The organism is Nocardioidaceae bacterium, assembly GCA_018672315.1.
Classification (GTDB): domain Bacteria; phylum Actinomycetota; class Actinomycetes; order Propionibacteriales; family Nocardioidaceae; genus TYQ2.
Genome location: CP076053.1, coordinates 371,912 through 398,611, shown reverse-complemented (window position 1 = coordinate 398,611; position 26,700 = coordinate 371,912). Strand labels below are relative to the sequence as shown.

The following is a 26,700-nucleotide window of genomic DNA, read 5'->3' as shown; positions in this document are numbered from 1 at the left end:
GGCATCGCACAACGATCCGCACCGTTCGTCCCTCCGCCCACGGGCGCCCTCCCCGTGAGGCGCTCCGAGGGCACGGTCCAGCAGTCGAGGCCGCGGGCCGTCACGGTGCTCGCAACGACGGGAGATCCGCCATGGACGCGTACCCAGCGGCTCAGGGGCTCTACGACCCGGCCTTCGAGCACGACGCCTGTGGTGTCGCCTTCGTCGGCACGCTGACCGGTGAGCCGAGCTCGCAGATCGTGCAGCAGGCGCTGACCGCGCTGCGCAACCTCGAGCACCGTGGCGCCTCGGGCGCCGAGCCGGACTCCGGTGACGGCGCGGGCATCCTGCTGCAGGTGCCGGACGCGTTCCTGCGTGAGGTCGCGGGCTTCGAGCTGCCGACGCAGGGCGCGTACGCCGTGGGCACCGCCTTCCTGCCGGGCGGGCCGGGTCAGGTGTCCTCGACGGTCTCGAAGATCGAGCAGATCGCGGCGGAGGAGGGCCTGGAGGTCCTCGGCTGGCGCGAGGTCCCCACGGACCCGTCGGTGCTGGGTGTGACCGCCCGTTCGGTGATGCCGACCTTCCGTCAGCTCTTCGTGGCGCCCGGCGAGGGGTCCGACGTGGCCCCGTCTGGTGACCAGGCGGGCGACCAGATGGTCCTGGAGCGTCTCGCCTTCTGCCTGCGCAAGCGGGCCGAGCGGGAGACCGAGGTGTACTTCCCCTCGCTGAGCAGCCGCACCATCGCCTACAAGGGCATGCTCACGACCGCGCAGCTCGACGAGTTCTTCCCCGAGCTGCGTGACGAGCGGGTCGCCTCGGCGATCGGCGTCGTGCACTCGCGGTTCTCGACGAACACGTTCCCGAGCTGGCCCCTGAGCCACCCGTTCCGCTTCATCGCGCACAACGGCGAGATCAACACCGTCAAGGGCAACCGCAACTGGATGCGGGCCCGTGAGGCGTTGCTGGCCAGCACCGAGATCCCCGGCGACCTCGAGCGGCTGTTCCCGATCTGCAGCCCGGAGGCGTCGGACTCCGCGTCGTTCGACGAGGTGCTGGAGCTGCTGCACATGGGCGGCCGTCCGCTGCCGCACGCGGTGCTGATGATGATCCCGGAGGCGTGGGAGAACCACGACGCGATGGACCCGCAGCTCAAGGCGTTCTACGAGTTCCACGCCTCGATGATGGAGCCGTGGGACGGTCCTGCCTGCGTCGTGTTCACCGACGGCACCCAGGTCGGCGCGGTGCTGGACCGCAACGGTCTGCGTCCCTCGCGCTACTGGGTCACCGACGACGGCCTGGTCGTGCTGGCCTCCGAGGTCGGCGTGCTCGACATCGACCCGGCGACGGTCGTCCGCAAGGGCCGGCTGCAGCCGGGCCGCATGTTCCTGGTCGACACGGCCGAGGGCCGCATCGTCGAGGACGAGGAGATCAAGGGCGAGCTCGCGGCCGAGCACCCGTACGCCGACTGGCTCGAGCAGGGCCTGCTGCGGCTGCCGGACCTGCCCGACCTCGAGCACGTGGTGCACACCCACGCCTCGGTGACCCGCCGGCAGCAGATCTTCGGCTACACCGAGGAGGAGCTGCGCATCCTGCTCACGCCGATGGCGAACACCGGCGCGGAGCCGATCGGCTCGATGGGCACCGACACCCCGGTGGCGGTGCTCTCGGAGCGACCCCGGCTGATCTTCGACTACTTCACGCAGCTGTTCGCACAGGTCACGAACCCGCCGCTGGACGCCATCCGCGAGGAGCTCGTCACCTCGCTGAACGGGTCGATCGGCCCCGAGGGCAACCTGCTGGAGCCCACCGCGGAGTCGTGCAAGCACATCACGCTGCCCTTCCCGGTCATCGACAACGACGAGCTGGCCAAGATCCGCCACGTCAACCGCGACGGGTCCCACCCGCTGTTCCAGGCGTACGTCGTCCGCGGCCTCTACCCCGTCGCCGGTGGCGGCGAGGCGCTGCGTGAGCGGCTGGACGAGATCCGCGTCGAGGTCTCCCAGGCCATCGCCGACGGCGCCCGTGTGCTGGTGCTGTCGGACCGTCACTCCACCGCGGAGATGGCGCCGATCCCGTCGCTGCTGCTCACCGGAGCGGTGCACCACCACCTCGTGGCCGAGAAGACGCGTACGCAGGTCGGCCTGCTGGTCGAGGCCGGCGACGTGCGCGAGGTGCACCACGTGGCGCTGCTGATCGGCTTCGGTGCCGCGGCGGTGAACCCCTACCTCGCGATGGAGACGGTCGAGGACCTCGCGCGCGACGGCTCCTACGTCACCTCCGAGCCCCAGCAGGCGGTGCGCAACCTCGTGTACTCCCTGGGCAAGGGCGTGCTGAAGGTGATGAGCAAGATGGGCGTCTCCACCGTCGCGTCCTACACCGGTGCGCAGATCTTCGAGGCGATCGGGCTGTCCCAGGAGCTGGTGGACGAGTTCTTCACCGGCACCACCTCCAAGCTCGGCGGTGTCGGGCTGGACACCATCGCCCGCGAGATCGCGTCGCGGCACGCGACGGCGTACCCGCGCGGCGGCATGGCGCCGGCGCACCGGGGCCTCGAGATCGGCGGGGAGTACCAGTGGCGCCGCGAGGGCGAGCCGCACCTGTTCAACCCCGAGACCGTCTTCCGGCTGCAGCACGCCACGCGGCAGGGCCGCTACGACGTCTTCAAGGACTACACGAAGCTCGTCGACACCCAGTCCGAGCAGCTGATGACGCTGCGTGGCCTGTTCCGTCTCAAGGGCGCCGGGGAGACCGGGCGGCAGCCCGTGCCGATCGAGGAGGTCGAGCCGGTCTCGGCGATCGTGAAGCGGTTCTCCACCGGCGCGATGTCCTACGGCTCGATCAGCCAGGAGGCGCACGAGACCCTGGCGATCGCGATGAACCGGCTGGGCGCCAAGTCCAACACCGGTGAGGGCGGCGAGGACCCCGAGCGGCTGTACGACCCCGAGCGCCGCAGCTCGATCAAGCAGGTCGCCTCAGGTCGCTTCGGTGTCACCTCGGAGTACCTCACGAACTCCGACGACATCCAGATCAAGATGGCCCAGGGCGCGAAGCCCGGCGAGGGCGGCCAGCTGCCCGGTCACAAGGTCTACCCGTGGGTGGCGAAGACCCGGCACTCCACGCCGGGCGTGGGCCTGATCTCCCCGCCGCCGCACCACGACATCTACTCCATCGAGGACCTCGCGCAGCTGATCCACGACCTGAAGAACGCCAACCCCTCGGCGCGGGTCCACGTGAAGCTGGTCTCCGAGGTCGGCGTCGGCACGGTCGCGACGGGTGTCTCGAAGGCGCACGCCGACGTGGTGCTGATCTCCGGTCACGACGGGGGCACCGGCGCCTCGCCGCTGACCTCGCTGAAGCACGCGGGCGGGCCCTGGGAGCTCGGTCTGGCCGAGACCCAGCAGACGCTGCTGATCAACGGGCTGCGCGACCGCATCGTCGTGCAGGCGGACGGTCAGATGAAGACCGGCCGCGACGTCGTCGTGGCGGCGCTGCTGGGCGCGGAGGAGTTCGGCTTCGCGACCGCACCGCTGGTGGTCTCGGGCTGCATCATGATGCGCGTGTGCCACCTCGACACCTGCCCGGTGGGCGTGGCGACGCAGAACCCGGTGCTGCGTGAGCGTTACTCCGGCAAGGCCGAGTACGTCGTGAACTTCTTCGAGTTCATCGCGCAGGAGGTGCGCGAGATCCTGGCCGAGCTGGGCTTCCGCAGCATCGACGAGGCCGTCGGTCGGGTCGAGGTGCTCGACCGTGAGGCGGCGGTGGACCACTGGAAGGCCTCGGGCCTGGACATCGCGCCGATCCTGCACATGCCCGAGTTCGACGAGTCCGTGCAGGACCGTTACTGCACCAAGGTGCAGGACCACGGCATCGACAAGGCGCTGGACCAGCAGCTGGTCAGCCTGTGCAAGCCGGCTCTGGAGTCCGGCGAGCCCGTACGCGCCCGGCTGCCCATCCGCAACGTCAACCGCACGGTCGGCACGATCCTCGGTCACGAGGTCACCAAGGCCTACCGCGGCGAGGGACTGCCCGACGGCACGATCGACCTGACCTTCACGGGCTCGGCCGGTCAGTCCTTCGGTGCCTTCGTGCCGCGCGGCGTCACGCTGCGCCTGGAGGGCGACGCCAACGACTACGTCGGCAAGGGTCTCTCGGGCGGCCGCCTGGTGGTCCGTCCCGACCGGTCCGCCGGCTTCGAGGCCGAGCAGCAGATCATCGCCGGCAACACCATCGCGTACGGCGCGACCTCGGGGTCGATCTTCCTGCGCGGCCAGGTGGGCGAGCGGTTCGCCGTACGCAACTCCGGTGCCGACCTCGTCGTCGAGGGGGTGGGCGACCACGGTTGCGAGTACATGACCGGCGGCCACGTCGTCGTGCTCGGCCCGACCGGCCGCAACTTCGGTGCGGGCATGAGCGGCGGCATCGCCTGGGTGCTCGACCTCGACCCCGACGACGTCAACAAGCAGCTCGTCGAGCTGAACCCGGCGGACACGATGGACGCCGACGTCCTCGAGCGCATGGTGCGTGAGCACGCGGAGGAGACCGGCTCGCCGGTCGCCGCAGCGCTGCTGGAGGACTGGGAGGCGGCGACCACCCGTCTCACCTGCGTGATCCCGACCGACTTCCGCAAGGTCCAGGAGGTGAGGGCGAAGGCCGAGGCCGACGGCCTCTCCGAGGACGACACCGCCCGCGCGATGATGGAGGCACTCCATGGCTGATCCCAAGGGATTCCTGAAGCACGGCCGCGAGGTCGCGACCCGACGGGTCGTGGAGGAGCGCGTCAACGACTGGAACGAGGTCTACCCCGACGGCATCGGCCGCGCGCTGCTGCCGATCATCGACACCCAGGCGAGCCGCTGCATGGACTGCGGCATCCCGTTCTGCCACCAGGGCTGCCCGCTGGGCAACCTGATCCCGGAGTGGAACGACCTCGTCTACCGCGACGACTGGGACGAGGCCATCGAGCGCCTGCACGCGACGAACAACTTCCCGGAGTTCACCGGGCGGCTGTGCCCCGCGCCGTGCGAGACCGCGTGCGTGCTCGGCATCAACCAGGACCCCGTCACGATCAAGAACGTCGAGGTCGCGATCATCGACCGCGCCTGGGAGGAGGGCTGGGTCAAGCCGGCCCCGCCGGAGTGGCTCTCGGGCAAGACGATCGCCGTCGTCGGGTCCGGCCCCGCAGGCCTGGCCGTCGCCCAGCAGCTCACCCGCGCCGGCCACACCGTCGCGGTGTACGAGCGCGACGACAAGATCGGCGGTCTGCTGCGCTACGGCATCCCCGAGTTCAAGATGGAGAAGCGCCACGTCGAGCGTCGCATCGACCAGATGCGCCGGGAGGGCACCGTCTTCCGGGCCGGCGTCGACGTCGGCGGGGCCGGTCTCAGCGGCAAGCAGTTGCGCGAGCGCTACGACGCGGTCGTGATCGCCACCGGTGCCACCCTCGCCCGCGACCTCGACGTCGAGGGTCGCGACCTGGAGGGCATCCACCAGGCGATGGAGTTCCTGCCGCAGGCGAACCGCACGGCGCTCGGGGAGGAGGTCGAGGGTCAGATCACCGCCGAGGACAAGGACGTCGTCATCATCGGCGGCGGCGACACCGGCGCCGACTGCCTCGGCACCTCCATCCGACAGGGCGCGCGGTCCATCACCCAGCTCGAGATCATGCCCCGGCCCTCCGAGGAGCGTCCCGAGGCGCAGCCGTGGCCGACGTACCCGATGACCTACAAGGTCTCCTCCGCCCACGAGGAGGGCGGCGACCGGGTCTACGCCGTGTCCACCGAGAGGTTCCTCGGCGACGACGAGGGTCGCGTACGCGCCCTGAAGCTCGTCGAGGTCGAGATGCGCGACGGCCGGTTCGAGCCCGTCGAGGGCTCGGAGAAGGAGATCCCGGCCCAGCTGGTGCTGCTCGCCATGGGCTTCACCGGCCCGCAGCGCAAGGGCCTCGTCGAGCAGCTCGGCGTCGACCTCGACCAGCGCGGCAACGTCGTGCGCGACAAGTCCTACATGTCGAGCGTCCCCGGGGTCTTCGTCGCCGGCGACGCGGGCCGCGGCCAGAGCCTGATCGTCTGGGCACTCGCCGAAGGACGTGCATGCGCGGCCGGCGTCGAGAAATACCTGACCGGCTCGACCAAGCTGCCCGCGCCGATCCCGCCGACGGCGCGTCCCCTCACGGTCTGACGGCAGCCCTCCGCTGCGCGTCGGGCTGCGTGCCACCCGCGGCTCGATCATCTAGACCGAGGTGACTGGCTGTTCTTGCGTACGGTTGTTCCCATGCCGCGCGCGAAGATCGTCTGCACCCTCGGGCCCGCTACGTCCTCCTACGAGCAGATCCGGGCGCTGGTCGACGCCGGGATGAACGTGGCCCGGCTGAACTTCTCCCACGGTGACCCTGCGGACCACCAGGCCGTCTACGACAACGTCCGCAAGGCCTCCGACGACTCCGGCAAGGGCGTCGGCGTGCTCGTGGACCTGCAGGGCCCGAAGATCCGCACGGGACGCTTCGCCGACGGGCCGGTCGACCTGGCGCACGGCGACACCTTCACCATCACCACCCGCGATGTCGCCGGGGACCAGCAGATCGTCTCGACCACCTACGAGGGCCTCCCCGGCGACGTCTCGTCCGGCGACGACATCCTCATCGACGACGGCCGCGTACGCCTGCGCGTCACCGAGGTCGACGACACCGACGTGACCTGCGAGGTCGTGGTGGCCGGCACGGTCAGCAACAACAAGGGCATCAACCTGCCGGGCGTCGCGGTCTCGGTCCCGGCGATGACGGAGAAGGACGTCGCGGACCTGCGCTTCGCGCTCGGACTCACCGCGGACTTCGTGGCCCTGTCGTTCGTGCGCTCCGCCGACGACGCCGAGGAGGTCCGCGCGGTGATGCGCGAGGAGGGCGTCTTCCTCCCGGTGATCGCGAAGATCGAGAAGCCGCAGGCGCTGGAGAACCTCGACGCCGTCATCGAGGCGTTCGACGGCGTCATGGTCGCGCGCGGGGACCTCGGGGTCGAGTGTCCGTTGCAGGACGTGCCCTTCCACCAGAAGCGCGTCATCGAGGCGACCCGTTGCGCCGGCAAGCCCGTCATCGTCGCCACGCAGATGCTCGACTCGATGATCCACTCGCCCGCTCCCACCCGCGCCGAGGCGACCGACGTCGCCAACGCGGTGCTCGACGGTGCCGACGCCGTGATGCTGTCGGGCGAGACCAGCGTGGGGGAGTACCCCGTACGCACCGTCGCGACGATGCAGTCCATCCTCGACGCCGCCCACCACCAGGGCCGCCACGAGGTGGCCGGCATCGACTGGGACCCCACCGAGCGTCCCGAGGTGATCTGCAAGGCCGCCGTCGAGGTCGCCGAGCGGGTGCAGGCGAAGTACCTCGTGGCGTTCACCCAGTCCGGCGCCTCGGCGCGACGGGTCGCCGCGTTCCGCTCCCACATCCCGGTGCTGGCGTTCACGCCTGTCCCCGCGGTGCGTTCCCAGCTGGCGCTCACCTGGGGCACCGAGACGTTCTGCACCCAGCAGATGTGGGAGACCGACGAGATGGTGCGCGACGTGGACGAGACGCTGCTGCGCATCGGCAGGCTGGCCGAGGGCGACCTCGTCGTCATCGTCGCCGGCAGCCCTCCCGGCATCCCGGGCTCGACCAACGCGCTGCGCATCCACTGCATGGGCGACGCCATCAACGCGGTCGCCAAGGCGTACGAGCGGGACTGACCCGGCGACGGCGCCGACGGCGGTGCGTACCCCGGGTCGGATTCGAACCGACACTGGACGGTGTTTGAGACCGTTGCCTCTGCCATTGGGCTACCGGGGCGGGTGGTGCGAGCTGCGGGAGGACCGTCACGACCAGATGACGGCGGCGTCACGCTACCCGTTGCGGGGCGCGCCGGGCTCGGACCCCTAGTAGCGTGCCGCCGGTGAGTCCCGCCCGCCGTGTCGTCATCGCCGAGGACGAGGCGCTGATCCGCCTCGATCTCGCCGAGATGCTCGCCGAGGAGGGGTACGACGTCGTCGGCCAGGCCGGTGACGGCGAGCAGGCCATCGCGCTCGTGCGCGAGCACCGTCCCGAGGTGGCCGTGCTCGACGTCAAGATGCCGCGCCTGGACGGCATCAGTGCCGCCGAGGTGATCGCCGAGGAGCGGCTGGCGGCCGTGCTCATGCTGACGGCGTTCAGCCAGCGCGAGCTCGTCGAGCGGGCGCTCGGCGCGGGCGCGATGGCGTACCTGGTCAAGCCCTTCACCCAGTCCGACCTGGTGCCCGCCATCGAGATGGCGGCGGCTCGCTTCGCGCAGATCCGGGCGCTGGAGGCCGAGGTCGACTCCCTGGGGGAGCGGCTCCGCGCCCGCACGATGGTCGACCGCGCCAAGTCGGTGCTGCAGCAGCAGCTGGGCCTGACCGAGCCCGACGCGTTCCGCTGGATCCAGAAGACGGCGATGGACCTGAGGCTCTCGATGAGCACCGTCGCCGAGTCCGTCGTCGAGCACGGACCAGCGGCCACGACGCGCCGTGACACGGGTGAAACCGATTGCCCCTAAGATGACGCGACCGTTCGACCCCTGCGAGGAGGATCACGTGCCCGAGCGTGTTTCGAGGACGCCCCACCGCGTCAGCGCCACGACCGTTCTGCTCGGTCTGCTGCTCGGGGTGATCGCTCCGCTCGCGGCGCTCACCTCCCCGGCGTACGCCAACGAGTCGAGCGCGGCCGAGGACCTGCCCCCCACCGCGCTCTGCTCGATTTCACCGGAGGCCCAGTGCCTCACCGGCACGCTGCGCACGGAGGAAGGCGTCGTGCCCGGCGTGAACCTCGCGATCACCGGGCCCGGCACCGACGAGACCGTGACGACCGCGGCCGACGGCAAGTGGGCCTTCAGCGTCGAGCAGACCGGCGACTTCGTCGTCGAGGTCGTCCCCGAGGGCCTGCCCGACGGTGTCGTGCCGCCGGCGCAGCCCACCACGGTGAACGTGACCGCGCTGGGCTCGCTCAGCGCCGTCGTCGTCCCGGTCCGCACCGGCGACTACGACGCGGAGCTGAGCAATGCCGACTACATCGCGCAGAGCCTGCTCTCCGGCGTACGCCTCGGGCTGCTGCTCGCGCTGGCCTCGGTCGGCCTGTCGCTGATCTACGGCACGACCGGCCTGTCGAACTTCGCGCACGCCGAGCAGGTCACGCTCGGCGGGATGCTCGGCTACGGCCTGGTCAACGTGGCCGGGCTGCCGCTGCTGGTCGGCGGTGCGATCGTGGTGGCGCTGTGCGCCTTCTCCGGCTGGTTCCAGGACCGCATCATGTGGACGCCGCTGAGACGGCGCAGCCTGAACCTCACCCAGATGCTGATCGTCACCATCGGGTTGTCGCTGGCGATGCAGTACGGCTTCCAGTACTTCGTCGGTGCCCGCACGGTGCGCGTCGTGCAGGACAACCCCGAGGTCGTCTCCTTCGGCCCCTTCACGCTGACGATCCAGTCGATCGCCGCGATGGCGATCTCGGTCGTGGTGCTGGCCGCCGTCGGCTTCGCGCTGCTGCGTACGCGCATCGGACGCGCCACCCGTGCCGTGGCGGACAACCGGGCGCTGGCCGCGGCCTCGGGCATCGACGTCGACAAGGTCATCCGGCTGGTGTGGACGGTCTCGGCCGGCCTCGCCGGCCTCGGTGGCCTGATGTACGCGCTCGTCGTCAACGGGATCAAGTGGGACTCGGGTCTGCAGATCCTGCTGCTGCTCTTCGCCGCCGTGACCCTCGGTGGCCTCGGCACCGCGTTCGGCGCCCTGGTCGGAGCGCTGATCATCGGGCTGGTCGTCGAGGTGTCGCCGGCGCTGGGCATGCCGGGCGACTTCAAGTACGCGACGGCGCTGCTCATCCTCGTCCTGGTGCTGCTGGTGCGGCCCCAGGGCATCCTCGGACGCGCCCAACGAGTGGGCTGAGAGGCAGACATGGACATCTGGACAAACATCCTCACCGGGATGCTGCGGGAGGCGATCTCCCCGCAGACCGCCGCCGTGGCCATCGCCGTCATCGGACTGAACGTGCACTTCGGCTTCACCGGCCTGCTCAACATGGGCCAGGCCGGCTTCATGCTGCTGGGGGCGTACGGCTTCGCGATCTCGCTGATCCAGGGCGCCCCGCTGATCCTGGCGATCCTGATCGGTCTGGCCTGCTCGATCGTCTTCTCGATCCTGCTCGGCATTCCCACGTTGAAGCTGCGAGGGGACTACCTGGCGATCGTCACGATCTCGGCGGCGGAGATCGTCAGATTCGTCGGACGGTCGTCGCTGCTCACCGACGTGACCGGCGCGGCGCAGGGGCTCCCCGGCTCGGAGTACCGGGACTCCTTCACCTCGCTGTCGTTCTTCGGTGACGGCAGCACCTCGGTCGGTCCCCTCAGCTACTCCAACACCGGTGTGAACGGCTGGTGGGTCCGCGCGGTCGCGTGGGCGCTGGTCGCGGTGTGCGCGGTCGGCGTGTTCCTGCTGGCCCGCAGCCCGTGGGGCCGCGTGCTGAAGGGCATCCGCGAGGACGAGGACGCCGTGCGCAGCCTCGGCAAGAACGTCTACCTGATCAAGATGCAGGCGCTGGTCATCGGAGGCACCCTCGGCGCGCTCGCCGGCATGATCTTCGTGCTGCCCGCGTCGGTGCAGCCCGACGCCATGAGCAAGACCCTGACCTTCTTCATGTGGACGGCCCTGCTGCTGGGTGGAGCCGCCACCATCTTCGGACCCGTGCTCGGCACCATGCTGTTCTTCGCGATCCGGGTGCTGGTCAAGGGAGGCGCCGACGTGGTCGTGCCCGACGCCATCATGAGCACCCAGCAGACCGAGCAGTTCTCCTGGGTCGTCGTCGGCGTCTCACTGATGCTGATCGTGATCTTCAGACCGCAAGGCATCCTCGGCAACAAGAAGGAGCTGGCGTTCAATGCCTGAGACCCCGGCGACGCAGAGTCGCAGCATGGCCGACCCGGCCGCCCGGCGCGCTCTCGTCGACGGCCTGGCCCCCGAGCCCGGCTCCTCGAAGCCCGACGCGATCCTCGAGGTCGACAACATCGAGCGACGCTTCGGCGGCATGACCGCGGTCGACGTGGACCACCTCGAGGTGCAGCGCGGCATCATCACCGCGCTCATCGGTCCCAACGGGGCGGGCAAGACGACGTTCTTCAACCTGATCACCGGCTTCGACACCCCCACCTCGGCCAAGACCGGGGCGTCGTGGGCGTTCGAGGGCAAGAAGCTGTCGAGGACCGGCGCCTCCAAGGTCGCGCGTGCCGGCATGGTCCGCACGTTCCAGCTCACCAAGGCGCTCAGCGCGATGACGGTGATGGAGAACATGATGCTCGGCGCGACCGGGCAGTCCGGGGAGAGCCTGGCGATGGCGCTGCTCTCACCTCTGTGGCGCAAGCGCGAGAAGGAGATCGAGCAGCAGGCCGAGGAGCTGCTGCACCGCTTCAAGCTGTGGGAGAAGCGCGACGACTACGCCGGGTCGCTCTCGGGCGGTCAGCGCAAGCTGCTCGAGATGGCACGCGCGCTGATGACGAACCCGACGATGATCATGCTCGACGAGCCGATGGCAGGGGTGAACCCAGCGCTGACCCAGTCGCTGCTGGGCCACATCCAGAGCCTGCGCGACGAGGGCATGACGGTGCTGTTCGTCGAGCACGACATGCACATGGTGCGGCACATCTCCGACTGGGTCGTGGTGATGGCCGAGGGCCGCATCATCGCCGAGGGCCCCGCGGACTCGGTGATGAGCAACCCTGCCGTGGTCGACGCCTACCTCGGCGCGCACCACGACACCGACCTCGGTGACGACGCGCTGCTCGAGGACGAGTCCCTCGCCGCGCTGCAGCGTGAGGCGCAGGCAGAGGCCGAGGCCGACGCAGCCACGAAGGAGACGCGATGAGCACGAGCACCAGCGCCAGCGGCACGGCCACGCCGGCCCCCAGTGGCACCCCCGTGGTCGAGGCGACCGACGTCGTCGCCGGCTACCTCCCCGGCGTGAACATCCTCAACGGCTGCTCCCTGGTGGCGCACCCGGGCGAGATGATCGGCATCATCGGTCCGAACGGCGCCGGCAAGTCGACCCTGCTGAAGGCGATGTTCGGCCTGGTGAAGGTGCACAGCGGCACCGTGCGCCTCAACGGCGAGGACATCACCAACCGCAAGACCAACCACCTCGTCGCCGACGGTGTGGGATTCGTGCCGCAGAACGACAACGTCTTCCCGAGCCTGACGATCGAGGAGAACCTCCGCATGGGTCTCTTCCTGAGGCCCAAGAAGGTCGAGGAGCGCCTCGCCCGCATGTGGGAGCTCTTCCCGGTGCTGCACGAGCGTCGCCACGGCCGGGCCGGCGGTCTGTCCGGCGGCGAGCGGCAGTCGCTCGCCATGGCCCGCGCCCTGATGATGGAGCCGTCGGTGCTGCTGCTCGACGAGCCGTCCGCAGGTCTCTCGCCGGTCCGGCAGGACGAGACGTTCCTGCGCACCCGCAAGATCAACCAGACCGGCGTCTGCGTCGTGATGGTCGAGCAGAACGCGCGCCGCTGCCTGCAGATCTGCGACCGCGGCTACGTGCTGGACCAGGGCCGCGACGCCTACACCGGGACCGGCCGTGAACTCGCGAACGACCCGAAGGTCATCGAGCTCTACCTCGGCACGCTCGCCCAGGACGTCGACAAGAAGTAGCCCGGCCCCCGCGAGCCTCTCCCGAGAAGCTCGGCCGGCGGCGGACACGCGGAGGGCCCCGGACCGTTCGGTCCGGGGCCCTCGCTGCTGCGTCAGGCGGTCAGGACGTCACTCGGACGAGCCCTCCTGGGTGGTGACCAGCTGCGGCGCGTTGTCGGCGTCGAACTGGTAGATGCCGATGAACGCCGAGGACGGGTCGTTGTCCTGGTTGATCGGGCCGATGCCGGAGGGACCGGCGTACCGGATCTCCTCACCGTTCGCGATCAGGTCGGCGCAGTCGGCGTACGTGGTGCACTCGGTGCCGTCGGTGGCCCCGGAGACGGCCGCGAGGTTGGCCTGGACGGTCGCCGAGTCGGTGGCGCCGCCCTTCAGCGCCGCGAGACCCGCGAGGATGGCGGCGTCGTAGGACTCCGCCGCGTACGCGAAGTCCGACAGGCCCTCGCCCTCGGCGGACTGGTACCAGCCGACGAGACGGTCCTTGAACTCCTGGGCGGCGTCGGCGCCCGGGATGGTGCCCTTCGCGCCCTCGAGCGTGCCCGCCTCCAGGTCCTCGCTGTAGTCCGCGGTGTTGCCGTCGGAGTAGTAGGTCTTCGCCATGTCCCAACCCTGCGCGGCGAGCTCGGGCACGATCGCCTTCGTCTCGTCGAACGCCAGGATGATGATGGCGTCGGGGTTGGTGTTCAGCGCGGCGCTCACGTCGGAGGAGAACGTGGTCTGGCCCGCGGGGAACTCGTCGCCGTCGCCCCGGCCGCCGTACACGACCTCGCCACCGGCGGCCTCGATGGCCTCCTGGGTGAAGTTGCGGAGGCCGGTGCCGTAGGTGTCGTTGAAGACGAGGAAGGCCACGCGCTGGAAGCCGTCGGAGGAGACCAGGTTGCCCAGCGCGTTGCCCTGGATGGTGTCCGGCGGTGCGGTGCGGAAGTAGTAGTCCGAGTAGCCGGACAGGTCCACCGCGGTGTTCGCGGGGGAGATCTGCACGATCTCCTCGTCGGTGAAGGTGTCGACGACGTTCAGCGAGACGCTCGAGGACGCCGCGCCGATGACCACCGACGGGTCGCCCGCGACCAGCGTGCCGGCCGAGGCGGTGGAGACGGACATGTCGGTGGAGTCGCCGGAGTCCTCGATGGCGTGGCACGCCTCGGTGCCGTCGACGCCACCCGCGGCGTTGATGTCGGAGACGGCCAGGCCGACGCCCGCGATCTCCGGCGGGCCGAGGAAGGCGAGGTTGCCGGTCAGCGGCAGGATGCCGCCCACCTTCAGGAAGTCGGCGGAGGTGGCGTTGGCCGAGCACTCGTCGTTGGTGAACTCCTCGGAGGAGCCACCGTCGGAGGAGGCGGAGTCGGAGCTGCTGGGGCTCGAGCTCTCGCCGCCGGCCTCGGGGCTGCTGCCCGAGTCGCTGCCGCAGGCGGTGAGGGACAGGGCCAGCGCTGCGCCGGCTGCCATCGCCTTCGCCCACGTGGTGGTGGGACGTGAGGTCACGTCGGGTTCCTCTCGTTGGGGTCCGGATCGGACCGTCGGTCGTGCTGTCCCGCATCCGGGGCCCGCAGAGGGCATGAATAGTCGGTGACAGTGCAGGGAATAGTGGGCGATGCGTGTAACGGCGTCAATGCAGCCACGCGACAAACTCGCTAACGATCGGGGCGAGAACGAACGCGGGAAGCAGATCGACGACCGAAATGCGGCGAATGTCCAGCAGGCGCAGCGCGACCCCGACCAGCAGCACCCCGCCGGTGGCCGTCAGGGCGGCGATGGCCGCCTCGGAGAGCACGTTGCCGATCACCAGCCCCAGCAGGGTGAGCGACCCCTGGACGGTGCCCACCGACAGGGCCGAGACCGCCACGCCCCAGCCGAACGCTGCCGCGAAGGCGATCGCGGCGAAGCCGTCGAGCACGGCCTTCAGGTAGAGCGCGTCGGCGCCGAGGCCCAGCCCGTCGTACAGCGAACCGAGCACGGTCAGCGGCCCGACGCAGAAGACCAGGCTGGCGACGACGAAACCCTCGGTGAAGCGGTCGTCGGAGCCGCCGAGGCGGCGCCGCAGCCGGTCCCCGAGGCCCTCCAGACGCTCCTCGAGCCGCAGCAGCGAACCCGCGATGCCGCCCAGCAGCACGCTGAAGAGCACGATCAGCATCGGTGCCGCCGTGCCGACCGCCGCCTCGAGCGCGGGATCGGCGACGGCAACCATCGCGCTGCCGGCGATCAGGAGCGTGACGAGCCCCAGCCCGTCGGTGACGACCCGGCGGGTGCGTTCGGGCATCCTGTGCCCCGCGAGCACGCCGAGGCCGCTCCCGAGCAGCACGGTCGCGATGTTGACCAGGGTGCCGAGACCGGGGAACACCGCCTCAGCCCCGGGACGGCGGCGAGCTCGGGGGATCGATCAGCGCGCAGGTGAGGCGGGCGGTGCACACGCGCCGGTCCTGGTCGTCGCGGATGACGACCTCGTAGCTGGTGCTCGACCGGCCGAGATGGGCCGGCGTCGCGGTCCCGGTGACCAGCCCGGACCGTGCGCCGCGGTGGTGTGTGGCGTTGATGTCGACGCCCACCGCGATCTTCCCGAACTGCTCGGCGTGCATGAAGGAGCCGATGGAGCCCAGCGACTCCGCGAGCACGACCGAGGCGCCGCCGTGCAGCAGGCCGTACGGCTGGGTGTTGCCCTCCACCGGCATGGTCGCCACCACGCGCTCGGCGCTCGCCTCGAGCACCTCGATGCCCATGCGGTCGTCCAGGGCGCTGCTCAGGGTGCTCAGGTCACGGGGCGTGTCGTCGCTCATGGGGCGATCATGCCCCCTGCAGGCCCTCCGCCTGCCGTCGGCCGGGCGCGGGATGTCCGCGGGTCGGGCTAGTGTCGGCGCGTGCCTGATGCCGCCGCCGAGACACCCGTACGCCTCCTCCTGCTCGACGGCCACTCGCTGGCCTACCGCGCCTTCTTCGCCCTCCCGGTGGAGAACTTCGCGACGTCGACCGGGCAGCACACCAACGCGGTGTACGGGTTCACCTCGATGCTCATCAACGTGCTGCGCGACGAGGAGCCGACCCACGTGGGCGTGGCCTTCGACCGGTCCCGGCAGACGTTCCGCCTCGAGGAGTACCCGGAGTACAAGGCGAAGCGCAACAAGACCCCCACGGAGTTCTCCTCGCAGCTGCCGCTGATCAAGGAGGTGCTCGACGCGCTCCACATCCCGCACCTGGACGTCGAGGGCTTCGAGGCCGACGACATCATCGCCACGCTGACCACGCAGGCGCTCGACGTGGGCTACGAGGTGCTGATCCTGACCGGCGACCGCGACTCGGTGCAGCTGGTCACCGACCGCTCGACCGTGCTCTACCCCAGCCGCGGCGTCTCCGACCTGGCACGGCTGACGCCGACGGCGGTGGAGGAGAAGTACCTGGTCACCCCGGCCCGCTACCCCGAGCTGGCCGCGCTGGTCGGCGAGACCTCCGACAACCTCCCGGGCGTGCCCGGGGTCGGTCCGAAGACCGCTGCGAAGTGGCTGGGCCAGTACGACGGCCTGGAGAACGTCATCGCCAGGGCGGACGAGATCAAGGGCAAGGCGGGGGAGAACCTGCGCGCCCACCTCGGCGACGTGATGCGCAACCGCCAGCTCAACGCGTTGGTGCGTGACCTGCAGCTGGAGGTGGCGCCCGCCGACCTCGTGCGCCGCCCGTGGGACCGCCAGCAGGTGCACACGCTCTTCGACGGGCTGGAGTTCCGGGTGCTGCGCGACCGCCTCTTCGCCACGCTGGAGAGCGAGGAGGAGATCGACGACTCCGGCTTCGAGCTGGACGGCGCACGGCTCGGCGACGGCGACGGCCTGGTGCCGGTCGCCGACTGGCTCACCGAGCACGCCGGCGGCCCGGACCGCGTCGGCCTCACGGTGCAGGGCACCTGGGGCGCCGGCTCCGGCGACGTACGCAGCCTCGCGCTCGCCACGGCCGACGGGTCCGCGGCGTACGTGGAGGTCGAGGGTCTGGGCTCCGACGCGGAGCAGGCCCTGGTCTCCTGGCTCGGTGACGCCGAGGTCCCCAAGGTCCTGCACGACGCCAAGGGCCCGCTCCTCGCGCTGCACGCGGCGGGGTGGCCGCTCGCCGGCCTGGTGCGCGACACCGCGCTCGCGGCCTACCTCAACAAGCCCGACCAGCGCTCCTTCGACCTGGCCGACCTCGCCGTGCGCTACCTCAAGCGCGAGCTGAAGGCGGCCGAGAGCACCGCCGGTGCGGACGAGCAGCTGAGCTTCGAGGAGGTCGACACCGAGGTGAGCGCAGGCGAGCTGCCGATGCTGCAGGCGCGGGCCGTGCTCGACCTCGCCGAGGCCCTCGACGAGCAGCTCGAGGAGCGTGGCGGGTCCGCCCTGCTCGCCGACGTCGAGCTCCCCCTGGTGCACGTGCTGGAGCAGATGGAGCGCACCGGCATCGCGGTGGACGTGGAGCACCTGGAGTCGCTGCGGGACCACTTCGACACCGAGGTCACCCGGGCGGCGCAGGACGCGTACGCCGTGATCGGCAAGGAGATCAACCTCGGGTCGCCCAAGCAGCTGCAGATCGTGCTCTTCGACGAGCTCGAGATGCCGAAGACCAAGCGGACGAAGACCGGCTACACCACCGACGCCGACGCACTGGCGACGCTGTTCGAGAAGACCGAGCACCCGTTCCTGCAGCACCTGCTGCGCCACCGCGACGTGATCCGGCTGCGGCAGACCATCGAGGGGCTGCTGAAGACGGTGGCCTCCGACGGGCGCATCCACACCACCTTCAACCAGACGATCGCCGCCACCGGCCGGCTCTCCAGCACCGAGCCGAACCTGCAGAACATCCCGATCCGCACCGAGGAGGGTCGACGCATCCGCGAGGCCTTCGTCGTCGGCGAGGGCTACGAGTCGCTGATGACGGCCGACTACAGCCAGATCGAGATGCGGATCATGGCGCACCTCTCCGCCGACGAGCTCCTGACCGAGGCGTTCGGCTCCGGGCAGGACTTCCACTCCATGACCGCGAGCCGGGTCTTCGGCGTCGACGCCGACGCCGTGGGTGTCGAGCAGCGGGCCAAGATCAAGGCGATGAACTACGGCCTGGCGTACGGGCTCTCCGCCTTCGGTCTCTCCGGCCAGCTGCGCATCAGCACCGGGGAGGCGAAGGAGCTGATGGAGGAGTACTTCGAGACCTTCGGCGGCATCCGCGACTACCTCGCGACCGTCGTCGACGAGGCCCGTCGCACGGGCTACACCGAGACGATCATGGGCCGCCGCCGCTACCTTCCCGACCTCACCAGCGACAACCGGCAGCGCCGCGAGATCGCCGAGCGCATGGCCCTCAACGCCCCGATCCAGGGGTCGGCGGCCGACATCATCAAGGTGGCGATGCTGAAGGTCGAGCAGGCGCTGGCCGACTCCGCCCTGCAGTCGCGCATGCTGCTGCAGGTGCACGACGAGCTGGTGCTCGAGGTGGCACCGGGCGAGGCCGAGCCCCTCGAGGCGCTGGTGCGCGAGCAGATGGCGGCCGCGGCCGAGATGACGGTGCCCCTGGACGTCTCGGTCGGCACCGGTCGCAGCTGGCACGAGGCGGCGCACTGACGGTCGACCGCGTGGCCTCGCGCCGCGGCGGCGGCCTCGTCGCCGCGCTCGGGGCGTACGCGGCGGTCAAGGTCGCGGCCCTCGCCGCCGTCGCGGTCGCGATCGCGCTGCGGGACCCCGACGGGGTCCCCGCCTCCCGGGGACTCATCGCGACGCTGCTGGCCTGGGACGGGCAGTGGTACGCCGGCATCGCCCGTGACGGCTACGGCGACGTGGTGGTGGCGGCCGACGGCCGGGTCCTCTCCGACTACGCGTTCTTCCCGCTGCTGCCCGCGCTCGAGAGGGTGCTCGGCGACCTGCTGGGCCTGCCGTACGCCCGGGCGGGGCTGCTGCTGGCCGTGCTGTGCGCGCCCGTCGCAGCGGCCGGCATCTTCGTGCTGACCCGCCGCGTCCTCTCGCCCCGTGCGGCGACGGTCGCGGTGCTGCTGTGGGCCTGCCTGCCGAGTGCTTCGGTGCAGACGATGGCGTACACGGAGTCGCTGTTCACCGCCGTGCTCGTCTGGTCGGTGTGGTTCGTGCTGCGGGGTCGGCTCCTCCCGGCGGCGACGCTGGCCGCGGCGGCGGTGCTGACCCGACCCACAGGGGTCGCCGTCGCGCTGGCGGTCGGTCTCGTCGCCGTGCTCGCCGTCGCAGGACGTACGACCAGCCCGTGGCCCGAGGCCCGTCGTCCTGGTCGTCCGGAGGCCCTGCTCGCCGGGCTGCTCCTGGTCGTCGCGACGCTGGCCCACCCGGCGTACGTCGCGGGGCAGGTGGGGCAGCCGCTGGGCTACCTCGAGGTGACCGAGGGGTGGCAGAACTCCTTCGACGGAGGGCTGGCCTACGTCGGGTTCCTCGGGGAGCGGTTCGCGGCGGGTCCCGCCGGTGTCGCCGTCGCGGTGGTCCTCCTCGCCGCGACGCTGGCGGTGCTCGTGCTGACGGCGAGGCTGGCGCGGCCGCCGTACCCGTGGCCCCTGCTGGTGGTGACCGCGGTGATCGTCGTGCTCGCCTTCACCACCTCGGGCTACTTCGGCTCCAAGCCGCGCTACCTGATCCCCGCGGTGGGGCTCCTCCTGCCGCCCGCGGCCTGGCTGGCGACCCGACCAGGGCGTACGCGATGGGCCGTGCTCGGTGCGGTCGCCGCGGCCCACGTCGCCTACACGGCCGTCTGGATGACCGGCACCGGCCCGCCGTGAGCGACGTCCCCGGCGCCCGCGCCCGGTCCGGCGGGGCCTCCGCTCACTCCTCCGAGGAGCGGGGAGCCGCCGGCGCAGGCTCCGGCTCGGGGGCCGCCGGGGCGCGTACGCGTCCGTGCTCCCCGCCGCGCGGCGGGGCGTCGGCCCGCACCACCAGCACGACCAGCAGCGCCAGCAGCGCCACGTCGACGCCCGTCACGAGCGCCACGAGTCCGGTCACCCCGCCGGCGGTGAGCGCGGCTGCGGGCGTCAGCACGGCGACGGCGGCCCAGATCAGCAGCACGCGACGGTGGGACCGCTGCGCCAGCACCTGGTAGACGATCAGCTGCAGCATCGCCAGCACGGTGCCGAGCGCCGCGAAGAGCCAGAGCAGGCCGCGCAGGTCGTCGTACGCCCCGCCGCCGACGAAGGTCACCGCGAGTCCCGGCAGCGCGAGCACCCCGAGGGTGGTGACCACCCCGATCCCGAGCACGGCGGTGAGCGCGGGCAGGAAGAGCCGTCGTCGTGACGCGGCGTCGGTCAGCGACGGGAACACCACCACGACGACGAACTGCGGCAGGAACAGCACCGCCTTGGTCATGATGAGGCCCGCGGCGTAGAGGCCGGAGAGCCGGTCGTCCAGCACGGCCCGCGCGATCACCACGTCGAGGTTGCTCAGCACGAAGAACGCGAGCAGGGCGTGGGAGGACTGGGTGATCTCGACCAGCACCTCGCGCGTCGCGGGGGGCTCTCCCGAGGGTGCGGCGTCGGCCTCGCGTGGCTGCCGCGCACGCAGCCCCCACCAACCCACGGCGACCGGGGCGAGCCCGCCCAGCGCGACGCCGGCCATCGCGCCTGCCGTGGTGCCGGTCAGCGCGACCCCGCCGAGCCCGAGCACCAGCCGGCCCGTGCCGGCGGCGACGTAGAGGAAGGACAGCGGCGCCCAGCGCTTCTCGCCCTGCAGCAGGCCCGCCTGACCGCCCATCACGGTGAGCGGCACGGCCGCCGCGGCCAGCAGCACCGCGCTGAGCGGGGTCTCCAGCCGCAGCAGGCGCTCCACCAGGGGGCTGACCACGAGCAGCGCGACGCCGAGCAGGGCGGCGGCCCGCCAGGTGGCGCGAACTACGGCGGACTCCAACGGGGCCGCCTGCTCGGGGTGGGCGGCGAGCCGTCGTGCGGCCGTGGCCTGCAGGCCGAGGGAGACGACGCTCAGCACCAGGAGCAACCCCATGAGGGAGCCGAGCTGGCCGTACTCCTCGGGCCCGAGGAAACGGGCGGCGAGCACGGTGAAGCCGTACGTCGTGAGGTTCATGACCGCGATGGCGGCGGCGATGGCCGAGCCCCCCACGAGCCATCGCCTCACCGCGGCGAGCGAGGGGGGAGCGGGGCGGGCGGGCACGCGCGCGAGCATACGGAGGAGACCGGCCGGCGCCGGGTGGCGGGACTCAGCGCCGCAGGTCGGCGACGAAGATCGCCGTGCCGGGGACTAGCGCCCCCCGCGTGGGCCCCCAGCCACCCCACTCGCGGTCCAGGCCCTCGGGCCACTCCGGCTCCACCAGGCGCAGCAGACCGAAGCCGTGGTCGGCCAGCAGGGCGACCCAGTCCCCGAGGGTGCGGTGGTGCTCGACGTACGTCGGCCGCCCCTGGTCGTCGGTCTCGACGTAGGGCGTGCGGTCGAAGTAGCTCATCGTGACGCGGAGGCCGTCGGCACCGGGGTCGTCCGGCATGGCCCAGCGGGTCGGGTGGGTCACGGAGAAGGCGAAGCGTCCGCCCGGTCGCAGCACGCGGGCCACCTCGCGCACCGCGGCGTCGGCGTCGGCGACGAACTGCAGCACCCCGAAGGCGGAGAAGGCCGCGTCGAAGGTCCGGTCGCCGAACGGCAGGTGGGTGCCGGTCGCCTCGACCAGCGGGACGACCGTCCCGGTCGCGTCGTCGAGTCGACGCGCATGCTGCAGCTGACGGCGTGAGAGGTCGAGCCCCACGGCGTACGCGCCCTGGTCGGTGAGCCACCGCGCGCACTGCGCGGCACCGCACCCGACCTCGAGGATGCGCCGGCCGGCCATCTCCGCGCGCGGTCCGAGCGTGCCGAGCTCGGCCTCGGTCACCCCCTCGGGCGACCACACGAACCCGGCGTCGCCGAGGAAGGGTCCGTGGAGCTGCTGGTACTCGTCGGCGTAGGCGTCCCACTCGCTGCGGTTCGCCCGCCGCGAGGTGGGCTCGTCGACGTCGGTGCGGGTGGCGTGGCCCGAGGGGGCGTACGCCTCGCTGCTGCTGCCCAGGGGGGTGCCCGGTGGGTCGCCGGGGGCCATCGGGACCGACCCGTCAGTCGCCGACGGCCTGCGGGCGTCGGCGGCTGCCCGGCAGGCGGTTGGCCAGGTCGCCGAGGGGGCCCACGGAGCGGCTGAGCACGTCGACGGAGTGGTGCAGGTCGGGGATCATCTCGGTGATCGCGTCGAGCTGGGGCTGGACGGCCTCGATCTTCTCGCCGAGCGCGACCAGCTGGTCGAGGGTGCCGCCCTCCGCGGTGAGCTTCTCGGCGAAGCCGTCCTCCTCGAGCAGGCGCTCGACGAAGCCACCGGGCTCGAGCAGCCGGTCGAGCAGGCCGTCGCGGGCGGTGATGCGGTCGAGGGCGCCGTCCTCCTCCAGCAGCCGCTCCAGGGGGCCGTCCGGGGCCATGAGGCGGTCGAAGGCGCCGCCCGGCTGCAGCAGCCGGTCGAGGGCGCCGCCCTCGGCGAAGAGCTGCTCGATCGTGCCGCCGGGCTTGATGAGGCGCATCAGGGTGCTGTCCTCGTCGAGGAAGTTGTCGAGCAGCCCGCCCTCGGCGATGAACTCGCCGACCGGTCGACCGGGCGCCAGGACGTCCGCGATCGTGTTGGCCAGGCGCATCGGACCGTTCGCGTCGGTGACGACCTGGGTCAGCTGCTCGAGCAGCCCGCCGCGACCGATGACGAGCATGGTGCGGTCGGCGTACCCGCCCGGACGACGGATCGGCCCCTCGGGCGCCGCGAGGGCGCCGAGCGCCAACGTCACGTCGCCCACGGCCCGTCCGACGCGCAGCGGCATCAGGGCGTAGTCGCGCAGTCGCGCGGGTGCCGTGGGACGCCGGTCCTCGGGGAGCGTGGCGGGGCGTCCGCGTGCGGGGGTGGCCATGGGCAGAGGCTATGCGACGGATCGTCCCGGCGCACCGGTCTGACCGTGCCCGCGCGGGGCCCGGGCGGCGTGCCAGCATCGCCTCCGTGGACGCGACGATGACGCCGATGCCTGCCGGCGAGAGCGGCGAGACCTTCCTCGCCGACGCGGGTGGCGTGCGCAGCGTGGTCCGGGTCTACGGTGCGGCCTCGGCGAGCAGGGGCCCGGAGGCGCCGCTGGTCGACGCCGCGGTGCTGCGGCTGGTGCGGGGACCGGTCCCGGTGCCGGAGGTCCTCGAGGTGCGTACGCCCGTCCCCGGCGCCCCCGGGCTGCTCGTCACCGGGGAGCTGCCCGGGACCCCCGGCGCGCACGTGCTGGACACCCTGGCGGGCAGCGAGCACGTGCTGCGCGCGGCCGGTGAGCACATGGGCGGGGCGGCGGCGCGCATCGCCGGGGTTCCCATGCTCCGGCGCGGCGTCTTCGCCGACGGCAACCTGCGGCTCGTCGACTTCCCGGACGGGACGGCTCCCGGCGAGGTCGTCGCGGCGGTGACGAGCGCGTACGAGCGCGGGGCGCTGAGCGACTGGCCGTCGGCACGGTTGCGCAGCCTCGGTCGCCTGGCCGGCAGGGCCCAACGGCTGCTCGAGGGCGCCGAGGACCACCTGGGGGGAGCAGCGTGCCTCTCCCACGGGGACCTCACGCCCGCCAACGTGCTGCTCGACGCCGCGACCGGCGACCTCACCGGGGTCGTCGACTGGGAGGCCGCCCACGCCGGCGTGCCGTGGAGCGACCTGGGCGCCCTGCTCCGCCAGACCGAGGGACCCGTCGCCGGCGCGTACGCCGAGGGCGTGCTGACCTCCTGGCGCGGCACCGTCAGGCTGGTGGACCCGCCCGGCGCGACGGAGCTGCTGGACCTCGCCCGCGCCGCGGACCTGGCGGCGCTCGTCGGTCTCGCGGACCCGGCGAGCCCCGCGGGACGGACGGCGTTGCGGCTGCTGGAGTCGATGGCCGGGACCGAGGACCTGCACGCGTCACCGCCCGCGCGGCCGCGCTGAGTCGGCGCTGAGCCGGCGCTGAGCCGGCGTCGAGGACGCCGGTTGGACTGCGGCCACCTGCGGACGTACGCTGGCTGGTGCGCCAGAAGTCTGCGCCGCCCCAGACGTAGGGGGCAGCGCTCTCCGTGCGGACCGTCTCGTCCTCCCGCTCAGCAGCAGCGGGAACGACGGGTCCGCCTCGTGCGGTGAAACCGACGCTCGGGCGCGCACGTACGACTCCATCCACCCTCGAGGACCATTCACTCCATGACGAGCACCCTCCCCACCTCCGACGCTCCGCAGGTCGCGATCAACGACATCGGCAGCGAAGAGGAGTTCCTGGCGGCGATCGACGCCACCATCAAGTACTTCACCGACGGCGACATCGTCGAAGGCACCATCGTGAAGGTCGACCGTGACGAGGTCCTCCTCGACATCGGTTACAAGACCGAGGGCGTCATCCCCTCGCGCGAGCTGTCCATCAAGCACGACGTCGACCCCAACGAGGTCGTCGAGGTCGGCGACGCCGTCGAGGCGCTCGTCCTCCAGAAGGAGGACAAGGAGGGGCGCCTGATCCTGTCCAAGAAGCGCGCACAGTACGAGCGCGCGTGGGGCACGATCGAGCAGATCAAGGAGGAGGACGGCGTCGTCACCGGCACCGTCATCGAGGTCGTCAAGGGCGGCCTCATCCTCGACATCGGCCTGCGCGGCTTCCTCCCGGCCTCGCTGGTCGAGATGCGTCGCGTGCGCGACCTGCAGCCGTACGTCGGCCGCGAGATCGAGGCCAAGATCATCGAGCTCGACAAGAACCGCAACAACGTGGTCCTGTCGCGTCGCGCCTGGCTCGAGCAGACCCAGTCCGAGGTCCGCCAGAACTTCCTCAACCAGCTGCAGAAGGGCCAGATCCGCAAGGGTGTCGTGTCCTCGATCGTCAACTTCGGCTCCTTCGTGGACCTCGGTGGCGTCGACGGCCTCGTGCACGTCTCGGAGTTGTCCTGGAAGCACATCGACCACCCCTCCGAGGTCGTCACCGTCGGCGACGAGGTCACCGTCGAGGTGCTCGACGTCGACATGGACCGCGAGCGCGTGTCGCTGTCGCTCAAGGCCACGCAGGAAGACCCGTGGCAGCACTTCGCCCGCACCCACCAGATCGGCCAGATCGTTCCCGGCAAGGTCACCAAGCTGGTGCCCTTCGGTTCGTTCGTCCGCGTCGAGGAGGGCATCGAGGGCCTGGTGCACATCTCCGAGCTGGCCGAGCGCCACGTGGAGATCCCCGAGCAGGTCGTGCAGGTCAACGACTCGGTGATGGTCAAGATCATCGACATCGACCTCGAGCGTCGCCGCATCTCGCTGTCGCTGAAGCAGGCCAACGAGACCGCCGTCGCCACCGACGTCGACGAGTTCGACCCGACGCTCTACGGCATGACCGCCACCTACGACGAGCAGGGCAACTACGTCTACCCCGAGGGCTTCGACCCCGAGACGGGCGAGTGGCGCGAGGGCTTCGAGGAGCAGCGCGCGACCTGGGAGGCGGAGTACGCCACGGCGCACGCCCGCTGGGAGCAGCACGTCCAGCAGCAGAAGGACGCCGCGAAGGCCGAGATCGAGGCCGGCGAGGCGACGTCCTACAGCTCGGGCGGCGACAGCGGCAGCACGAGCGAGCCCGAGTCGGGCTCGCGCCAGGCCTCCAGCTCCGGCTCGTCGTCCTCCAGCGAGGGTTCGCTGGCGACCGACGAGGCGCTGCAGGCGCTGCGCGAGAAGCTCACCGGCGGCGGTTCCTGAGCCACCAGCAGCACCTGAGCACCACCGTCCGCGGGGCGGCACCCACCCGGGTGCCGCCCCGCGGCGCGTCCGGGCCAGGCGGTGCGACTCAGTCCGGGAGTGCCAGGTGCGTCGGCAGCTGTGCTCGCTGCACCTTGCCTGTCGGCGTACGCGGGAGCTCCGCGACCCGGTGCCACTCCTTCGGCCGCTGCGCGGCGGCCAGACGCGTCCGCGCGTACGCCGTGAGGTCGCCGGCGTCGGCGTCGCCGACGTACGCCGCGCACACCCGCTGCCCCCAGCGCGCGTCGTCCCGTCCGAAGACGGCCACGTCGCTGACGCCGTCGTGCTCTCGCAGCGCCGCCTCGACCTCGGCGGGGTAGACGTTGACGCCCCCGGAGATGACCAGGTCCTCGCGGCGAGCGTCGAGGAACAGCCAGCCGTCCTCGAGCCGGCCGAGGTCGCCGACGGTGAAGGCGGGCCCCTCGGGAGTGTCCTTCCATGCCGCGGCCGTCTTCTCGGGGTCCCCGAGGTAGCTGAAGCGGGCGTGCTCGGGCACCGCGCACCAGACCACGGCGTCCTCGTCGACGCTGAGCGTACGGCCGGGCCGGGCGCGCCCCACGGTGCCGGGTCGCTCGAGCCAGTCCTCGGAGCGGCAGGCCGTGAACTGTCCCTCGGTGGAGCCGTAGAACTCCCAGGTCGAGCCCGCGGGGAAGGTCGCGATCAGCCGGCGCTTGACGTCGGGCGGGCAGGGCGCCCCTGCGTGGGCGAGCAGGCGGAAGCCCGACAGGTCCGGCGGCCCGTCGGGGAGCGCGTCCCAGTGCTCGAAGAGGCGCTGCAGGTGCGTGGGCACGCAGAAGACCGTCGAGGGACGGTCGCTCTCGATCGTGGCGGTGACGGCAGCAGGGTCGAAGCCGCCGCGCGGCTTCGGCGCCACCACCACGCGGCCGCCCGCCAGGGCGGTGCCGACGGCGAAGCGCAGCGGTGCGGAGTGGTGGAGCGGGGACACGACGAGGTTGACGTCGTCGGCCGAGAAGCCCCAGGTCTCGCGCTCCTCGGCGACCAGGGCCCGGGCCGCCTCCTCCTCGAGCAGGCCGGACCAGACGCCCTTCGGCACGCCGGTGGTGCCCGACGTGCAGTGCATCGGACGGTTCAGGGGGACCGGCGCGACCGCTCGCGCCCGCGCGGCGGCCAGCACGGCCGGCACGACCGCCGGGTCGTCGAGCGTGAGCACGGGACGGGTGACCTCGAGACGTACGCGCCGCTCCGCCTCGGGCATGACCGGGTCCAGCGGCACCGGGACGAGTGCCGCGCACTGCAGCGCCAGCACGAGGTCGACGTACGCCGCGCCGCAGCTCGGGCCCTGCGCGGGACCCGATGCGGCGGGCAGGTCACCCGGCAGCAGCAGCGCGACCC

The 26,700-nt window shown here is 71.6% G+C and carries 18 protein-coding genes, 1 tRNA gene and 1 pseudogene; 12 read left to right on the top strand and 8 right to left on the bottom strand.

What is annotated here, in order from left to right:
* The first annotated feature begins 131 nt into the window (after positions 1-131).
* From gltB to pyk, 3 genes are all read left to right on the top strand, one after another.
* Entirely contained in the window at positions 132-4,694 is a 4,563-nt protein-coding gene (gene gltB, locus KLP28_01925; GenBank protein QWC85562.1) for a glutamate synthase large subunit, read from the top strand.
* On the top strand, positions 4,687-6,156 hold the full coding sequence (locus tag KLP28_01920) for a glutamate synthase subunit beta (GenBank protein ID QWC85561.1): 1,470 nt from the start codon (positions 4,687-4,689) through the stop codon (positions 6,154-6,156). Before gltB ends, KLP28_01920 begins: the two co-directional genes overlap by 8 nt.
* A 93-nt stretch (positions 6,157-6,249) precedes the next feature.
* The gene (gene pyk / locus KLP28_01915; GenBank protein ID QWC85560.1) at positions 6,250-7,695 is read left to right on the top strand and encodes a pyruvate kinase; all 1,446 of its coding nucleotides are present in this window, start codon (positions 6,250-6,252) and stop codon (positions 7,693-7,695) included.
* Between the two features lie 27 nt (positions 7,696-7,722).
* Here the strand turns inward: pyk and KLP28_01910 are convergent.
* Positions 7,723-7,795 (bottom strand) — tRNA-Leu (locus KLP28_01910).
* 112 nt (positions 7,796-7,907) lie between these two features.
* Between KLP28_01910 and KLP28_01905 the strand changes: the two are divergent.
* From KLP28_01905 to KLP28_01885, 5 genes and pseudogenes are all read left to right on the top strand, one after another.
* Positions 7,908-8,516: pseudogene (locus KLP28_01905) on the top strand (response regulator).
* A 37-nt stretch (positions 8,517-8,553) separates the two neighbouring features.
* A complete protein-coding gene (locus KLP28_01900; GenBank protein QWC85559.1) occupies positions 8,554-9,900 on the top strand; it encodes a branched-chain amino acid ABC transporter permease in 1,347 nt (448 codons plus the stop codon).
* 9 nt (positions 9,901-9,909) lie between these two features.
* Positions 9,910-10,896, top strand: coding sequence for a branched-chain amino acid ABC transporter permease (locus KLP28_01895; protein ID QWC85558.1), 987 nt, complete (start codon positions 9,910-9,912; stop codon positions 10,894-10,896).
* 25 nt (positions 10,897-10,921) lie between these two features.
* Entirely contained in the window at positions 10,922-11,869 is a 948-nt protein-coding gene (locus tag KLP28_01890) for an ABC transporter ATP-binding protein (protein QWC85557.1), read from the top strand.
* Entirely contained in the window at positions 11,866-12,648 is a 783-nt protein-coding gene (locus tag KLP28_01885) for an ABC transporter ATP-binding protein (GenBank protein QWC85556.1), read from the top strand. Before KLP28_01890 ends, KLP28_01885 begins: the two co-directional genes overlap by 4 nt.
* Before the next feature lie 108 nt (positions 12,649-12,756).
* On the opposite strand, the gene KLP28_01880 is transcribed toward KLP28_01885, so the two are convergent.
* From KLP28_01880 to KLP28_01870, 3 genes are all read right to left on the bottom strand, one after another.
* Complete coding sequence (locus KLP28_01880) at positions 12,757-14,127, bottom strand: ABC transporter substrate-binding protein (protein QWC85555.1); 1,371 nt, start codon at positions 14,125-14,127, stop codon at positions 12,757-12,759.
* Between the two features lie 124 nt (positions 14,128-14,251).
* A complete protein-coding gene (locus KLP28_01875) occupies positions 14,252-14,983 on the bottom strand; it encodes a DUF554 domain-containing protein (GenBank protein QWC85554.1) in 732 nt (243 codons plus the stop codon).
* A 4-nt stretch (positions 14,984-14,987) separates the two neighbouring features.
* Positions 14,988-15,416: a hotdog fold thioesterase gene (locus KLP28_01870; GenBank protein QWC85553.1), complete on the bottom strand. Its 429-nt coding sequence runs from the start codon at positions 15,414-15,416 to the stop codon at positions 14,988-14,990.
* Between the two features lie 81 nt (positions 15,417-15,497).
* On the opposite strand from KLP28_01870, the gene polA reads away from it, so the two are divergent.
* Positions 15,498-18,212, top strand: a complete 2,715-nt coding sequence (polA, locus tag KLP28_01865; protein ID QWC85552.1) for a DNA polymerase I — start codon at positions 15,498-15,500, stop codon at positions 18,210-18,212.
* An 11-nt stretch (positions 18,213-18,223) separates the two neighbouring features.
* A complete protein-coding gene (locus KLP28_01860) occupies positions 18,224-19,384 on the top strand; it encodes a glycosyltransferase family 39 protein (GenBank protein ID QWC85551.1) in 1,161 nt (386 codons plus the stop codon).
* A gap of 43 nt (positions 19,385-19,427) precedes the next feature.
* Here the strand turns inward: KLP28_01860 and KLP28_01855 are convergent, their stop codons facing one another.
* The 3 genes from KLP28_01855 to KLP28_01845 are packed head-to-tail and all read right to left on the bottom strand — an operon-like array spanning position 19,428 to position 22,513.
* A complete protein-coding gene (locus tag KLP28_01855; protein QWC85550.1) occupies positions 19,428-20,762 on the bottom strand; it encodes a polysaccharide biosynthesis protein in 1,335 nt (444 codons plus the stop codon).
* Positions 20,763-20,808: 46 nt separating this feature from the next.
* Entirely contained in the window at positions 20,809-21,672 is an 864-nt protein-coding gene (locus KLP28_01850) for a class I SAM-dependent methyltransferase (protein QWC85549.1), read from the bottom strand.
* Between the two features lie 13 nt (positions 21,673-21,685).
* Positions 21,686-22,513 (bottom strand): hypothetical protein, encoded by an 828-nt coding sequence (locus KLP28_01845; GenBank protein QWC85548.1) that lies wholly within the window; start codon positions 22,511-22,513, stop codon positions 21,686-21,688.
* Between the two features lie 86 nt (positions 22,514-22,599).
* Between KLP28_01845 and KLP28_01840 the strand changes: the two genes are divergently transcribed.
* Both KLP28_01840 and rpsA read left to right on the top strand, forming a co-directional pair.
* On the top strand, positions 22,600-23,547 hold the full coding sequence (locus KLP28_01840) for a phosphotransferase (protein QWC85547.1): 948 nt from the start codon (positions 22,600-22,602) through the stop codon (positions 23,545-23,547).
* A gap of 246 nt (positions 23,548-23,793) precedes the next feature.
* The gene (gene rpsA / locus KLP28_01835; GenBank protein QWC85546.1) at positions 23,794-25,308 is read left to right on the top strand and encodes a 30S ribosomal protein S1; all 1,515 of its coding nucleotides are present in this window, start codon (positions 23,794-23,796) and stop codon (positions 25,306-25,308) included.
* An 88-nt stretch (positions 25,309-25,396) separates the two neighbouring features.
* Here the strand turns inward: rpsA and KLP28_01830 are convergent, their stop codons facing one another.
* Complete coding sequence (locus KLP28_01830; GenBank protein QWC86733.1) at positions 25,397-26,563, bottom strand: AMP-binding protein; 1,167 nt, start codon at positions 26,561-26,563, stop codon at positions 25,397-25,399.
* Between the last annotated feature and the right edge of the window lie 137 nt (positions 26,564-26,700).